Annotated in this window: 14 protein-coding genes; 8 read left to right on the top strand and 6 right to left on the bottom strand. The window is 69.0% G+C overall.

Translation table 11 applies throughout. The features are described from left to right. Window positions 1–13: 13 nt before the first annotated feature. The 3 genes from DMC64_RS16065 to hisG all read left to right on the top strand — a co-directional run bounded on the left by DMC64_RS16065 (window position 14) and on the right by hisG (window position 1,719). The gene (locus DMC64_RS16065) at window positions 14–505 is read left to right on the top strand and encodes a methylated-DNA--[protein]-cysteine S-methyltransferase (RefSeq protein WP_125734163.1); all 492 of its coding nucleotides are present in this window, start codon (window positions 14–16) and stop codon (window positions 503–505) included. Window positions 506–577: 72 nt separating this feature from the next. Beyond that, complete coding sequence (locus DMC64_RS16060; protein WP_016334149.1) at window positions 578–841, top strand: phosphoribosyl-ATP diphosphatase; 264 nt, start codon at window positions 578–580, stop codon at window positions 839–841. Window positions 842–873: 32 nt separating this feature from the next. Beyond that, window positions 874–1,719 (top strand): ATP phosphoribosyltransferase, encoded by an 846-nt coding sequence (hisG, locus tag DMC64_RS16055; RefSeq protein ID WP_037337473.1) that lies wholly within the window; start codon window positions 874–876, stop codon window positions 1,717–1,719. Between the two features lie 66 nt (window positions 1,720–1,785). Here the strand turns inward: hisG and DMC64_RS16050 are convergent, their stop codons facing one another. From DMC64_RS16050 to DMC64_RS16040, 3 genes are all read right to left on the bottom strand, one after another. Next, window positions 1,786–2,721: a ParA family protein gene (locus DMC64_RS16050; RefSeq protein WP_037337476.1), complete on the bottom strand. Its 936-nt coding sequence runs from the start codon at window positions 2,719–2,721 to the stop codon at window positions 1,786–1,788. A 67-nt stretch (window positions 2,722–2,788) separates the two neighbouring features. Then, on the bottom strand, window positions 2,789–3,574 hold the full coding sequence (locus tag DMC64_RS16045; protein ID WP_125734162.1) for a thioesterase family protein: 786 nt from the start codon (window positions 3,572–3,574) through the stop codon (window positions 2,789–2,791). 9 nt (window positions 3,575–3,583) lie between these two features. Further along, on the bottom strand, window positions 3,584–4,477 hold the full coding sequence (locus DMC64_RS16040; RefSeq protein WP_037337482.1) for a RecB family exonuclease: 894 nt from the start codon (window positions 4,475–4,477) through the stop codon (window positions 3,584–3,586). Between the two features lie 128 nt (window positions 4,478–4,605). Here DMC64_RS16040 and DMC64_RS16035 point away from each other — a divergent pair, with 128 nt between their 5' ends. Continuing rightward, window positions 4,606–5,757 carry a M50 family metallopeptidase gene (locus tag DMC64_RS16035; RefSeq protein WP_125734161.1) on the top strand — a complete coding sequence of 384 codons (1,152 nt, stop codon included), beginning with the start codon at window positions 4,606–4,608 and terminating at the stop codon, window positions 5,755–5,757. 96 nt (window positions 5,758–5,853) lie between these two features. Next, a complete protein-coding gene (locus DMC64_RS16030; protein ID WP_007035384.1) occupies window positions 5,854–6,678 on the top strand; it encodes a tRNA (adenine-N1)-methyltransferase in 825 nt (274 codons plus the stop codon). Between the two features lie 7 nt (window positions 6,679–6,685). Here the strand turns inward: DMC64_RS16030 and DMC64_RS16025 are convergent, their stop codons facing one another. Both DMC64_RS16025 and DMC64_RS16020 read right to left on the bottom strand, forming a co-directional pair. Next, the gene (locus DMC64_RS16025) at window positions 6,686–7,141 is read right to left on the bottom strand and encodes a hypothetical protein (RefSeq protein ID WP_125734160.1); all 456 of its coding nucleotides are present in this window, start codon (window positions 7,139–7,141) and stop codon (window positions 6,686–6,688) included. 7 nt (window positions 7,142–7,148) lie between these two features. Then, the gene (locus tag DMC64_RS16020; protein ID WP_038513892.1) at window positions 7,149–7,970 is read right to left on the bottom strand and encodes a hypothetical protein; all 822 of its coding nucleotides are present in this window, start codon (window positions 7,968–7,970) and stop codon (window positions 7,149–7,151) included. Window positions 7,971–8,332: 362 nt separating this feature from the next. Between DMC64_RS16020 and arc the strand changes: the two genes are divergently transcribed. Further along, the gene (arc, locus tag DMC64_RS16015) at window positions 8,333–10,135 is read left to right on the top strand and encodes a proteasome ATPase (protein ID WP_125734159.1); all 1,803 of its coding nucleotides are present in this window, start codon (window positions 8,333–8,335) and stop codon (window positions 10,133–10,135) included. Window positions 10,136–10,189: 54 nt separating this feature from the next. Here the strand turns inward: arc and DMC64_RS16010 are convergent, their stop codons facing one another. After that, on the bottom strand, window positions 10,190–11,101 hold the full coding sequence (locus tag DMC64_RS16010) for a DMT family transporter (RefSeq protein ID WP_125734158.1): 912 nt from the start codon (window positions 11,099–11,101) through the stop codon (window positions 10,190–10,192). A gap of 144 nt (window positions 11,102–11,245) precedes the next feature. On the opposite strand from DMC64_RS16010, the gene DMC64_RS16005 reads away from it, so the two are divergent. Both DMC64_RS16005 and DMC64_RS16000 read left to right on the top strand, forming a co-directional pair. Further along, entirely contained in the window at window positions 11,246–11,590 is a 345-nt protein-coding gene (locus tag DMC64_RS16005) for a hypothetical protein (RefSeq protein WP_037337498.1), read from the top strand. After that, on the top strand, window positions 11,587–12,540 hold the full coding sequence (locus DMC64_RS16000) for an aldo/keto reductase (protein WP_125734157.1): 954 nt from the start codon (window positions 11,587–11,589) through the stop codon (window positions 12,538–12,540). The genes DMC64_RS16005 and DMC64_RS16000 overlap by 4 nt, the downstream gene beginning before the upstream one ends. Window positions 12,541–12,561: the final 21 nt, after the last annotated feature.

Here is a 12,561-nt window from a genome sequence, read left to right as displayed (position 1 = left end):
TCCGAGGAGCGCCATGCGCACGCACACCGTCATCGACAGCCCGTACGACAAGCTGACCCTGGTCGCGGACGGCGAAAGCCTCTGCGGGGTCTACATGGTCCAGCAGCGGCACCGTCCGGCCGAGGAGAGCTTCGGCCACCCGGACCCGGGCGCGCCGATCTTCGTCGAGACCGAGAAGCAGCTGAAGGAGTACTTCGCCGGACAGCGGAAGGAATTCGATCTTTCGCTGAGCTTCGGCGGCACCGAATTCCAGCGGATGGTCTGGGAAGGCCTGCTCGGGATCCCATATGGCGAGACGCTTTCCTACGGTCAGCTCGCCGACCGTCTGGGCAGGCCCACCGCGTCGCGCGCGGTCGGCCTCGCGAACGGGAAGAACCCCATCAGCATCATCGTGCCCTGCCATCGCGTGATCGGGTCCAACGGCGATCTCACCGGCTACGGCGGTGGTGTCGAACGGAAACGACACCTGCTCGACTTCGAGCGGGGCGGCGTCGCGCTGTTCTGAAGTGTGACGCGAGCGGCAACACACCGGCCCGGGGCAGCGCGACGCGGGCGCGGATGGAAGGATCTCCAGACCGTGAAGACCTTCGATGAGCTGTTCGCCGAGCTTGCCGAGCGCGCCCGCACGCGCCCTGACGGTTCCGGCACCGTCGCCGCGCTGGACGCGGGAGTGCACGCGCAGGGCAAGAAGGTGCTCGAAGAGGCGGGCGAGGTGTGGATCGCCGCCGAGCACGAATCCGACGACAGGCTCTCCGAGGAGATTTCACAGCTGCTGTACCGCGTACAGGTGCTCATGCTCGGCCGAGGACTGTCGACAGAGGACGTGTACCGGTACCTGTGATGCGTTCGCGTCCGGAGAACCAAGGAGAAGCAATGCTGCGTGTCGCCGTGCCGAACAAGGGAGCCCTCGCCGCCGCCGCGTCGGAGATGCTCGGAGAGGCCGGCTACCGCAAGCGACATGAGGCCCGCGACCTGACCGTGCTCGACACGGTCAACGAGGTCGAGTTCTTCTTCTTGCGTCCCAAGGACATCGCGATCTACGTCGGATCCGGCGAACTGGACCTCGGCATCACCGGCCGCGACCTCGCGCTCGACTCCGGCGCCCCGGTCGAGGAGATCCTCGGCCTCGGCTTCGGCGGTTCCACCTTCCGGTACGCCGCGCCGGCGGGCCGCGAGTGGCGGGCCGAAGACCTGCAGGGCAAGCGGCTCGCGACGTCGTACCCGCGGCTCGTGCGCGAGAACCTGAAGCAGCACGGGGTGGAGGCGGAGGTCATCCGCCTCGACGGCGCCGTCGAGATCTCGATCCAGCTCGGCGTGGCCGACGCCATCGCGGACGTCGTCGAGTCGGGACGGTCGTTGCGCCAGCACAACCTCGTGGCCTTCGGGGACCCGATCTGCGTGTCGGAGGCGGTGCTGCTGCAGCGGGCGGGCACCGAGCACACCCGGCCCAAGGATCAGCTGAAGGCGCGGCTGCAGGGTGTCGTCTTCGCCCAGCACTACATGATGCTGGACTACGACTGCCCGCGGTCGCTGCTCGACGCGGCCATCGCGATCACGCCGGGGCTCGAGTCGCCGACCGTCGCGCCGCTGGCCGACGCGGACTGGGTGGCCGTGCGGGCGATGGTGCCGCGCAAGGAGGTCAACCGGATCATGGACGAACTGGCCGAGACCGGCGCCAAGGCCGTCCTCGCTTCGGACATCCGGGCCTGCCGCCTCTGACTCCAGACGCCATGAAAGATCCTTTCCTTGCAAAATTTGCAAGGAAAGGACCTTTCATGGCATTGGCTAGCGGGGGCGGTTGGGCTTCTTGGGCATCAGGTCGTAGAGCTTCTTGCGCGCCCCGTTGTCCTTCGCGCTGCGGGTCACCGAGACCTCGGTGATGAAGTCCTCGAAGACGAACTCCTCGTCCGCGGGCACGATCGCCGCGGCCGGATGGTTCCGCAGGTAGCCGTCGAGCGTCTCCGCGATCTCCCGGAACGACAGTGCCTGTAGCGTTTCCGGCGCGTACGTCGTCACGGGAACGCCGTGCGCGGCGGCTTCGTTCATCACGACGCCGAGCGGGACGTGCGACAGCATCGGGATCCCGAACGCGTACAGCTCCTGCAACGCCGCGGCCGCGTAATGCGAGATCGGGCGGCGGTACAGCCCCGGCACGAGACCGTAGTAGGCGATCGGCGGACGGCCGACGGTCTGTTCGACGTAACGCACCTGGTCCGAAAGCAGGCGCAGCGCGCGGATGCTCGTCCGGTCCGGCTGCACCGGCACGAGGATCCCGTGCGAAGCGGCGAGCGCGTTGTTGGTCAGCACGTCGAGCGCGGGCGGGCAGTCGATGATGATGTGGTCGTAGTTGGCGAACTGGATGACCCTGGCCAGCTGCCAGCCGGGCACCCGGAACTGGTCCAGCCGCCGGATCAGGTCGAACATCCCCGGCGAGGTCGGGATGACGTCGAACGCGCCGCCCCGCCCGAGATTGCTGCGCGGATGCCGGACGACGAGTTCCTCGATCGGGCCCTTCCACACCTTGGTCAGGGCTTTCGCGAGGCTGGGCATGTCCGGTGCCACCTCGTCCAGGCCGAGGAGTTCAGTGGTCGCGTGGCCCTGTGGGTCGAGGTCGATCAGCAGCACCCGGCGGCCGCGTTCGGCCAGTGCGGCCGCCGCGCCCACGCTGAGTGAGGTCTTGCCGACCCCGCCTTTCTGGTTGACCACCGAGGTGATCTGCATGCCGAAGCGCTCCCTGTGTCTGTTGTTCCGGGAAGGCTATTGGAAACCCGCCGAGAAAGCGCGTCTATCAGCCCGCCTGTCGCGGTCGCACCAGCAAGGCCTGCGCCCCGGAGGCGATCGGCCCCGACGCGTCGTGCAGCGTCGTGGTCGCCGTGCCGATCCCGTTCGGGCCGACCAGGGTGGCCGCGTCGACGCCGATCCAGTCGCCGAGAGGCGGGCGGCGGAGGTGCACCGTCAGCTCGGAGTTGATGAACCACCACTCCCGTGGGTCCAGGAAGTTCGAGATCCCGTTGCCGGAATCCGCCAGCACGAACAACCGCTGCAGCGGGCTGGGCTTCTCCCCGTCCACGAGCGCGACGCGCTGCCTGCCCCAGACGGTCGCGGGGCCGGGTTCGTCCAGCGCACCCTTGACGCTGCGCCACTCGACGGCCTGCAGGTACCCACCGAGCCAGCCCTCCGGCCAGTTCGACGCGGGCAGCCCGTCCGGCGACGGCAGCGCGGGAGCATCCGCCGTCGCCACCGCGGTGGTGTCCGACGTCGCGATGCGCCACGCCGAAGCACGGGCGACGACCCGCTCGCCGTGGGAGAGCTCGGCCGTCAGCCTCTCGACCGACCGGCCAGGTCGTTCCACCCGGGCCCGTACCGACAGCTCCTTCAGCGGCGCGGGCCCGAGGATCTCGACCGTCACCCGTGCCAGCTGGCTCGCGTGGGGCGCCTCGACCTCTTCGAGCGCGCGGACCAGCAACGCCGAAGGCGGCCCGAAGTGCTGCGCGTCCGGGGTCCACGGGCCGGCGGTGTGCGGGGTCGGGAGGAAGACGCTGTCACCCGACGGCACGTAAAAAGCTTCTGTCACAGAAGCACTCTAATCCGCACGGTCCAATACGGACTCCTCGCCGGGATCCGGCTCCGGCCAGCCCGGGTACGGCGGGGGAGTGCCGCCGTACTGCGGGCAGAGGGCCTGGTGATCACACCACGCGCAGAGTTTGCTCGGATTCGGCCGGAAGTCGCCGGTCTTGCCCGCTTTGAGGATCGCCTGCCAGATCGCCTCCAGCGTGCGCTCGAAGCGGATCAGCTCGCCCTCGTCGGGCGTGTAGGCCAAGGACTGCCCGTCGGTGAGGTACATCAGTTTCAGCTGGCGCGGCACGACACCGCGAAGCCGCCAGAGGACCACGGCGTAGAACTTCATCTGGAACATCGCCTTGGCCTCGCCGATCTCGCGAGGCGCGGCACCGGTCTTGTAGTCGACGACGCGGATCTCGCCGGTCGGCGCCACGTCGAGCCGGTCGACGTAGCCCCGGAGCAGCACTCCGGAGCCCAGTTCGATCTCGACGTGCAGCTCACACGCTTCCGGCTCCAGGCGGCGCGGATCCTCGAGGCCGAAGTAGGTGTCGACGAGCTGCTCGGCCGACGCGAGCCACGACGTGACGGCCTCGGGATCCTCCTGATCGAACAGCTCGATCCACTCCGGACGCTCCGAAGACAGCTCCTCCCACGCCGGCGCGAGCAGCTCCTTGGCCTGCGGCGGCGTGCGATCGGCCTGCGGAAGGGAGAACAGGCGCTCCAGCACGGAATGCACCAGCGTGCCGCGCAGCTGGGCCTTCGTCGGGATCTCGGGCAGTCTGTCGACCGCGCGGAAGCGGTAGAGCAGCGGACACTGCTTGAAGTCGCTGGCACGCGACGGGGACAGGGCCGGCCGACGGCGCGGGACTTCGGCGCCGGGCGGCGGATCGGCGGTGACCGTGTCGGTGTCGGGCATGGGGGAAGCGTATCGCCGGGTACCGACAGTTTCGGGACCGCAACGGACCGAAGCGGCATGACCGACACCACCCGGACGGGAAGGGCGGGTTACCGGCACCCCACACCTGGGCATCTACGCTTCGACACATGGCGGTGACGGGTGAGCAGGGCCCGCCTCGACGAGGCGTGGCACCAGAGGGTGGGCTCCTGCTGTTCCGGGTCGCCGGGATCCCCGTGCTGCTGGCCCCTTCGTGGTGGATCGGCTCCCTGATCATCGTGGTGCTCTACACGCCACTGGTCGGCCGGATCCTGCCCGGGGTCACCACGCTGACCTCCTGGCTGCTGGCCGCCGCGTTCGCGGTCCTTCTCGGACTGTCGGTGCTCGCGCACGAACTCGGGCACTGCCTGGTCGCGCTGCGCCTCGGCATCCCGGTCCGGCGCCTGCGGTTGTTCCTGCTCGGCGGCCTCTCCGAGGTCGCCAGGACTCCCCGTCAGCCTCGGCAGGAAGGGCTCGTCGCCGCCGCGGGACCGGTGGTTTCGTTGCTGCTCGGCGGATTCTGCGGGCTGCTGATGTTCGCCGTCCCGCCGGAGAGCGCCGCCTGGCTGCTCATCGCCGAATGCGCCGTCGCGAACTTCGCCGTCGGGATCTTCAACCTCCTTCCCGGACTTCCGCTCGACGGCGGACGGCTGGTCCGCGCCGGGGTCTGGGCCGCCACGGGACGCCGCGAGAAGGGCACGCGCGCGGCGGTCGTCGGCGGCGGTGTCGTCGCGGCGGGCCTGGTCGTCTGGGCGCTGTGGGGGTTGGCGGCGGGCAGCGAGGACCGTTGGCTCCGCCTCGGTGTCTGCGTCGTGACGGCGTGGTTCGTGGTCCTCGGCGCGCGAAGCGAACTCGCCGCCGAAACACGCCGAGGCTGGCCGGAAGGCGTACGGCTGAGCGAACTCATCCGGCCCGTTCTCCAGCTTCCCGCGGAGAGTCCCGTTTCGGACGCGCTGGCCGCTTCCGCGGGCCGCGGGGTGGTCCTGGTGCGCGCCGACGGCGTCGCGGCCGGGCTGCTCGACGAGACGGCCGCCGCGCAACTGGCCGGAACGTCGCCGCACGCGCCCGCGGAGATGGCCGCGGAGCCGATCCGCGCCGACACCGTGCTGCTCTCCTCGGAGTCGGGGGAGGAGATCGCCGAGCGGGTCAGGGAAACCGCCGCGTGGCAGTTCCTCGTCGTGGACGACGAAGGCAGGCCCGCGGGGGTGCTGCGGCGGGAAGACCTGCGCGCCGCGATGACCCGGAGCCGACCCCCGGCGTAGCGCGGCACGGCCACCTGCGAGGATCGGTCGTCCCGTCCGAGGCACTCTTTCCCGCCGAGGACGCATGGGCTCAGCATTCGCGTGTATGGAGGTTCAGTGTCGGTCCGTGGGCCGTTTCGTGTTGGTGACCGGGTTCAGCTGACCGACTCCAAAGGGCGGCACTACACCATGGTGCTCGCCGAGGGACAGCAGTATCACACCCACCGCGGCGCGCTGGCGCACGACGACGTGATCGGTGCGCAGGAGGGTTCGGTCGTCACTTCGGCCGGCGGCAGCCACTATCTGGCGCTGCGCCCGCTGCTGCCGGACTACGTGTTGTCGATGCCGCGTGGCGCGCAGGTGATCTACCCGAAGGACGCCGCGCAGATCGTGATGTGGGGCGACATCTTCCCGGGGGCGCGGGTGCTCGAGGCGGGTGCCGGTTCCGGCGCGCTGACCTGCTCGCTGCTGCGCGCGGTCGGTTCGGAAGGGACCGTGCAGTCCTACGAGATCCGGGACGACCACGCCGAACACGCCGAGCGGAACGTGGAGAAGTTCTTCGGCCACAAGCCGGACAACTGGTCGCTGACGGTCGCGGACCTGTCGACGCACACCGGCGAGGTCGACCGCGTCGTCCTCGACATGCTGGCGCCTTGGGACCAGCTGGAGACGGTCGCCGCGCATCTGGTGCCCGGCGGCGTGCTCACGGTCTATGTGGCGACGGTCACACAGCTTTCGCGGATCACGGAAGCCCTGCGGGATCAGCAGTGCTGGACCGAACCGGAGTCGTGGGAGACCCTCATGCGGCCGTGGCACGTCGTGAGCCTCGCGGTGCGACCGGATCACCGGATGGTGGCGCACACCGCGTTCCTGCTGACGGCGCGCCGTCTGGCGGACGGGACCGTGTCGCCGCGGGTCCACCGTCGCTCCGGCAAGGGCTAGCGGCGAATCACCTCACGCACCACTTGCCGTCGTGCTTCTTCAGCGGGAACGGCGTGTCCTTCTGCCCGCCCGCGCCCTCGACGTGAACGGTCACGGAGGCGGAGTCGCCGCTGATCGACGGCGGATCGGGGACGGTCGCGGTGATCTTCCCCGCGGCCGCCCACTTCCGGCCGAGCTCGGCCAGATCGGCCGAGGACTGCTGGACACAGGTCAGCTTCCCGAACGCGGTCGCGTCGTGGTTGACGATGGCCGCGGCGATCGACTTGCCGACGACCTCGACCGCGGCCACGTCCGGATCCACCGGCACCGGACGGGACGAACCCGGCCGCGGCTCGGGCGTGACAGTGCTCGACGCGGCCGGGTCGGAGCCGGACGGGGCCACCAGCAGCAGCCCCACCACGACCCCGGCCACGACCGCGCCGCAAACCACCGCGACGGCGGTCAGCTTGTGGCTCACCGTCACGGGTAGGTCACTTCTTGTCGGCCTTGATGTCCTTGAGGCACCACAGGTCCGATTCCTTGGCCGCGGTGATGGTGCCTTCCGCGGTCTTGGTGCCCTGGGTGGCGCGGTAACGCCCGGTCGCCCGGTCGCCGCTTTCCTTGGCGGGCTCGATGATTTCGAGCTTGATCGGGTCGAGCGGCTTGCCCTCGTCCTTGGTGTTCTCGCTACGGCAGATCAGGTCGAGGAACGTCTTCTTGTCACCCGCGCTATAAGACGTCGCGGCGCCTTCGAAGACCTCCTGCGGCGTGGCCTTGCCACCCGGCGCCGGACCGGAGCTCTTGGTCGACGACGTGCTCGGCGAGCTGGACCTGGTGCGCGTCGAGCTCGGCTTCTGCGACGAGGACGGGGCCTCGGACGGGGCGGCGCTGCTGGAGGGCGGCGCGGCGACCGGGTTGTCGTCGCCGGAGTTCAGCGCGATGACCAGTGCGGTGACACCGCCACCGACCAGCACGACCGCGCCGATCGCGATGCCGACGATCAGGCCGGTCTTCTTTTTCTTGGGTGGCTCTCCGCCGCCGTAACCGCCTTCCTGCGGGTACGCGTTGAAGCCGCCCTGCTGCCCGTACGGATCCGGTTGGCCGAACTGCTGCGTGCCACCGGGGTATCCCTGCTGGGGCTGAGGACCGCTCTGCGGGTAACCACCTTGCTGCTGGCCGTACGGGTCCTGTTGTCCGTACTGGCCGGCGCCGGGGTATCCCTGTTGCGGCTGGGGGCCGCTCTGCGGGTACCCGCCCTGCTGGCCGTACGGATCCTGTCCGTAGCCGCCGGGCTGCTGCGGCGGGTATGTCATGGCTGGTGCCCCCTAGCTGTTCTGCGAAAATGCTCAACATGACCTGCGGGTCCGCCTCCCCGGCGAACGTCGCCCGATGCTAGCCATCGAGCCGGATCGCCGCTCGATTAGGGCCGAACTGAGACCGGAAACCCGTTTGCACCCGGACGGAGCCGGGTATTCCGTCGCAGGTCAGGCCAGGTGGACGGATTGTGACCATGAGTGCGCCGGACCCGGCACCGGGATGGCCCCTTGCGCGTCGCGAAGGTACGTGCTGGCGGGTCGTCCGGAACGCGACGCGCCGATCTTGTGATGCGGAAAGGCCTTTTATTGTCGGTGATCGCCGGTACCGTGGAATGAAAAGCACTCCGAGGAGGTGCCCGATGCATCATGACCTTCCCGGAGGTCGGCGCGAGGAGGCCGACCCTTCAGAAACGACCGGAGCTGGAACCACGTCCGACGAGCAGGCACGTCAAATCCGCTTCCTCGAGGAGGAAGTCGCCCTGCTGCGCCGGAAGCTCACCGATTCCCCACGTCAGAACCGAGTGCTGGAGCAGCGACTCGCCGAGGCGTCGGAACGCGTGAGCCAACTCACGGAACGCAACACGAAACTGGTCGAGACGCTCCGCGAGGCGCGTGGCCAGTTGCTCGCGTTGCGGGAGGAGGTCGACAGGCTGGCCCAGCCTCCGAGCGGTTACGGCGTGTTCGTGACCGCGTACGAGGACAACACGGTGGACGTGTTCACCGCGGGCCGCAAGATGCGGGTTTCGGTCTCACCCGCGGTCGAGGTCTCGTCGCTGCGGCGCGGACAGGCGTTGCGGCTCAACGAGGCGCTCACCGTCGTCGAAGGCGGTGACTTCGAGCGGATCGGCGAGGTCTGCGCGCTGCGCGAGGTGCTGGCCCCGGACGTCGAGGGCGGCAGCCCCCGTGCGCTCGTGGTCGGTCACGCGGACGAGGAGCGGGTCGTCCTGCTCTCCGACCCGCTGGCCGAACAGCCCCTCAAGCCGGGCGATTCCCTGCTGGTGGACTCGAAGGCCGGTTACGCCTACGAGCGCGTGCCGAAGGCGGAGGTCGAGGATCTCGTGCTGGAGGAGGTGCCCGACGTCCGCTACGAGGACATCGGTGGCCTCACCCGGCAGATCGAGCAGATCCGCGACGCCGTCGAGCTTCCGTTCCTGCACGCGGATCTGTACCAGGAGTACCAGCTGCGTCCGCCGAAGGGCGTGCTGCTCTACGGGCCTCCTGGCTGCGGAAAGACCCTCATCGCCAAGGCGGTGGCCAACTCGCTCGCCAAGAAGGTCGCGGAAGCCCGCGGCGACTCGGCGGACGGGAAGTCCTACTTCCTGAACATCAAGGGTCCGGAACTGCTGAACAAGTTCGTCGGGGAGACCGAGCGGCATATCCGCCTGATCTTCCAGCGGGCTCGGGAAAAGGCATCCGAAGGCACCCCGGTGATCGTGTTCTTCGACGAGATGGACTCGATCTTCCGCACCCGCGGTTCGGGCGTGTCCTCCGACGTGGAGACCACGATCGTCCCGCAGCTGCTTTCGGAGATCGACGGTGTCGAGGGCCTGGAGAACGTCATCGTCATCGGCGCCTCCAACCGCGAGGACATGATCGACCCGGCGATCCTGCGGCCGGGCCGGCTCGACGTCAAGATCAAGATCGAGCGTCCGGACGCCGAAGGCGCGAAGGACATCTTCTCCAAGTACCTCTCCGACGGTCTCCCGATCCACGCGGACGACCTCGCCGAGTTCGGCGGGGACGTGAAGGCGACCTTCGACGCGATGATCCAGCACACCGTCGAGCGGATGTACGAAGAGACGGACGAGAACAGGTTCCTCGAGGTCACCTACGCCAACGGTGACAAGGAAGTCCTGTACTTCCGCGACTTCAACTCGGGCGCGATGATCCAGAACATCGTGGACCGGGCGAAGAAGTCGGCCATCAAGTCGGTGCTGGAGACCAAGCAGCCCGGCCTGCGCGTGCAGCATCTGCTGGACGCGATCGTCGACGAGTTCGCGGAGAACGAGGACCTGCCCAACACCACCAACCCGGACGACTGGGCCCGGATCTCCGGCAAGAAGGGCGAGCGGATCGTCTACATCCGCACGCTCGTCACCGGTAAGAACCAGGATTCGGGGCGGGCGATAGACACCGCCACGAACACCGGTCAGTACCTGTAGCACGAGCCGAAGGGGCCCTTCGCCGCATACGTTGCGGTGAAGGGCCCCTTCGCGTCACACGGCTACGGCTTCTTCGACCTTCTTGCGCGGGCTCAGCCGTCCGTGCGCGGCCAGAATGCCCAGGACGACGAGCAGCGCGCCGACGGGCTGGTTCCACGCCAGGGGTTCGTCGAGCACGAGAACGCCGAGCAGGACACCCACAACGGGTGTGAGGTAGGTCACTGCCGAAGCGTTCGACGCGCCCCACGCCGCGATGATCGACGCGTTCCAGGCGTACGCCAGTCCGGTGCCGAGCGCCCCGAGCGCGATCATGCTGAGCACGATCGGCGTGTCGAGGCGTACCGGCGTCGTCGCGATGAACGGCGCCAGCGCCAGCATCACGATGGCGCCGCAGCAGACCTGCCCGAGCGCGATGGTCGGCGCGTCGAGGTTCCGCCAGGAGATGAACCGTCGCACGTAGACGAACGAGATCCCGTAGCAGGTCGTCGCGCCCAGGCAGGCCAGCTGCGCGGTCAGCTCGTGGGAGATGTCGATCCCTTGCCAGACCCCGACGATGGTGAGCACTCCCAGGAATCCGAGGATCAGCCCGGTCGTGCGGGCCTTCGTGAACCGTTCCGACGGCAGGGCCGCGGCGGCGATGAGCATGGTGATCAGCGGTGTCGTCGCGTTGAAGATGCTGGCGAGCCCGGAGGAGATGTACTGCTCGGCCCAGGAGAACAACAGGAACGGGATGACGCACAGCAGCACGGAGACGACCGCGAGATGGCCCCAGAGCGCCGGATCGCGGGGGAGTGGCTTACGACGCCAGGCGGCGATGGCTATCAACGCCGCCGCGCCGAGGCAGACGCGGGAGAGCGCCACCTGAGCGGGCGACAGGCCGGTGAGACCGACCTTGATGAACAGAAAACTCGCACCCCATACGATCGCGAGCGCCGCGAACCGGATCGCGATACTGAAACGTCCCAATTGTCCTTCTCCTGATTCCGCAAGTCCGCGCCCAGTGAATCCCGGCATCCCCCTTGCGCTCCAGCGGTTTTCGGACGTTGTGTCCGACGCCTCCCGCGTGGCGCTCGGCCGAATCGTCCGTATAACGACCTATACTTCCGGGCCGTGAGCGAATCCTCCGGGCGCCCGCGAGCGCCGATCACCGAAGCCGATGTCCTGGCCTGGCTGGAAACCACGGCCGCCGCCGTCCGGGCGGGCGAAGTGAGCGCGCCCGAACTGATCGAGCTGCTGGGCGAGTTGCGCCGTGCCTCCGCGGCTTGCGCCGACGCCTCCGACTGGGCACTGCTCGCCGCGCGGGAGGAGGGCGCCAGCCTCCGCCAGATCGCGCCGGTGTTCGGCAAGGGTTACGTTCGGGCCCCGGCGGCCCGCCTCGAAAAGCTGCACCGGCAGGCGCAGAATTCGAGCCAGTGGCTCGCGATCCTCCGCCACAAGAACGAAGGAGCCCGGTGACGGACACGGAAATCCCCGTCGGCGACCGGATCGCCGTCGGGCTGGCGGCACTCGGCAGGCCCGCCTACATCAACCTCGGCCGGGCCGAGGCGTTGCCGCCGGGACGCGAGTTCGAGGCGATGCGCGCGGCGACCTACGCCGTGCTGGACGACGCGTACGGCGCGGGCGTCCGCTGGATCGACGTCGCCCGTTCGTATGGTTCTTCGGAGGAGTTCCTGGCCGGCTGGCTCGCCGACCGCGGGCACGCGGACGTGACGGTGTCGAGCAAATGGGGCTATCGCTACGTGGGGGAGTGGAAGCTCGACGCGCCGGTGCACGAGGTCAAGGAGCACACCGCGGCGCGGTTCGCCGGGCAGTGGGCGGAAACCGTTGACCTGCTGGGGAAGGCGGTCTCGCTCTACCAGGTCCACTCGCTCACTGTGGACAGTCCACTGTTCACCGACGACCGGCTGATCGGCGCGCTCGCCGAACTCGCCGCCGGCGGTGTCCCGGTGGGCTTCTCCACGTCCGGGCCCGCCCAGGCGGACGCGGTGCGGCGGGCGTTCGAGCTGGAAGTGGCCGGAACGCCGGTGTTCAGCGCCGTGCAGTCGACGTGGAACCTGCTCGAACCCTCGGTCGGCCCGGCGCTCGCGGAAGCGCACGCCGCCGGGAAACGGGTGCTGGTCAAGGAAACCGTCGCGAACGGACGGCTCGTGGTCGAGCCGCCGTCACCGCTCGCGCGGATCGCGCGGGAGCACGGGACGGGGCCGGACGCGGTGGCCATCGCGGCGGTGCTCGCGCAGGACTGGCGGCCGGTCGCGGTCATCGGCCCGTCGAGTACGGCACAGCTGCGGGAGAATCTCGTTGCCGCGAAGGTGAAGCCGACCGCCGACGAACTCGCGGAACTCGCCACGCTCGCCGAGGAGCCGTCCGCGTACTGGCGGCACAGGTCCTGCCTCGGCTGGCGGTGAAGGGCTGGACTACTCTCGCGG

Origin of the sequence: Amycolatopsis sp. WAC 04197 (assembly GCF_003947475.1) — a bacterium.
In the GTDB taxonomy this organism is placed as follows: domain Bacteria; phylum Actinomycetota; class Actinomycetes; order Mycobacteriales; family Pseudonocardiaceae; genus Amycolatopsis; species Amycolatopsis japonica.
This window is presented reverse-complemented; position numbering and strand designations above follow the sequence as displayed.

Coding starts and splice junctions, on each gene's coding strand:
- DMC64_RS16065 (WP_125734163.1), top strand. CDS start 14: ATGCGCACGCACACCGTCATCGACAGCCCGTACGACAAGCTGACCCTG.
- hisG (WP_037337473.1), top strand. CDS start 874: ATGCTGCGTGTCGCCGTGCCGAACAAGGGAGCCCTCGCCGCCGCCGCG.
- DMC64_RS16050 (WP_037337476.1), bottom strand. CDS start 2,721: ATGCAGATCACCTCGGTGGTCAACCAGAAAGGCGGGGTCGGCAAGACC.
- DMC64_RS16040 (WP_037337482.1), bottom strand. CDS start 4,477: ATGCCCGACACCGACACGGTCACCGCCGATCCGCCGCCCGGCGCCGAA.
- DMC64_RS16035 (WP_125734161.1), top strand. CDS start 4,606: ATGGCGGTGACGGGTGAGCAGGGCCCGCCTCGACGAGGCGTGGCACCA.
- DMC64_RS16020 (WP_038513892.1), bottom strand. CDS start 7,970: ATGACATACCCGCCGCAGCAGCCCGGCGGCTACGGACAGGATCCGTAC.
- arc (WP_125734159.1), top strand. CDS start 8,333: ATGCATCATGACCTTCCCGGAGGTCGGCGCGAGGAGGCCGACCCTTCA.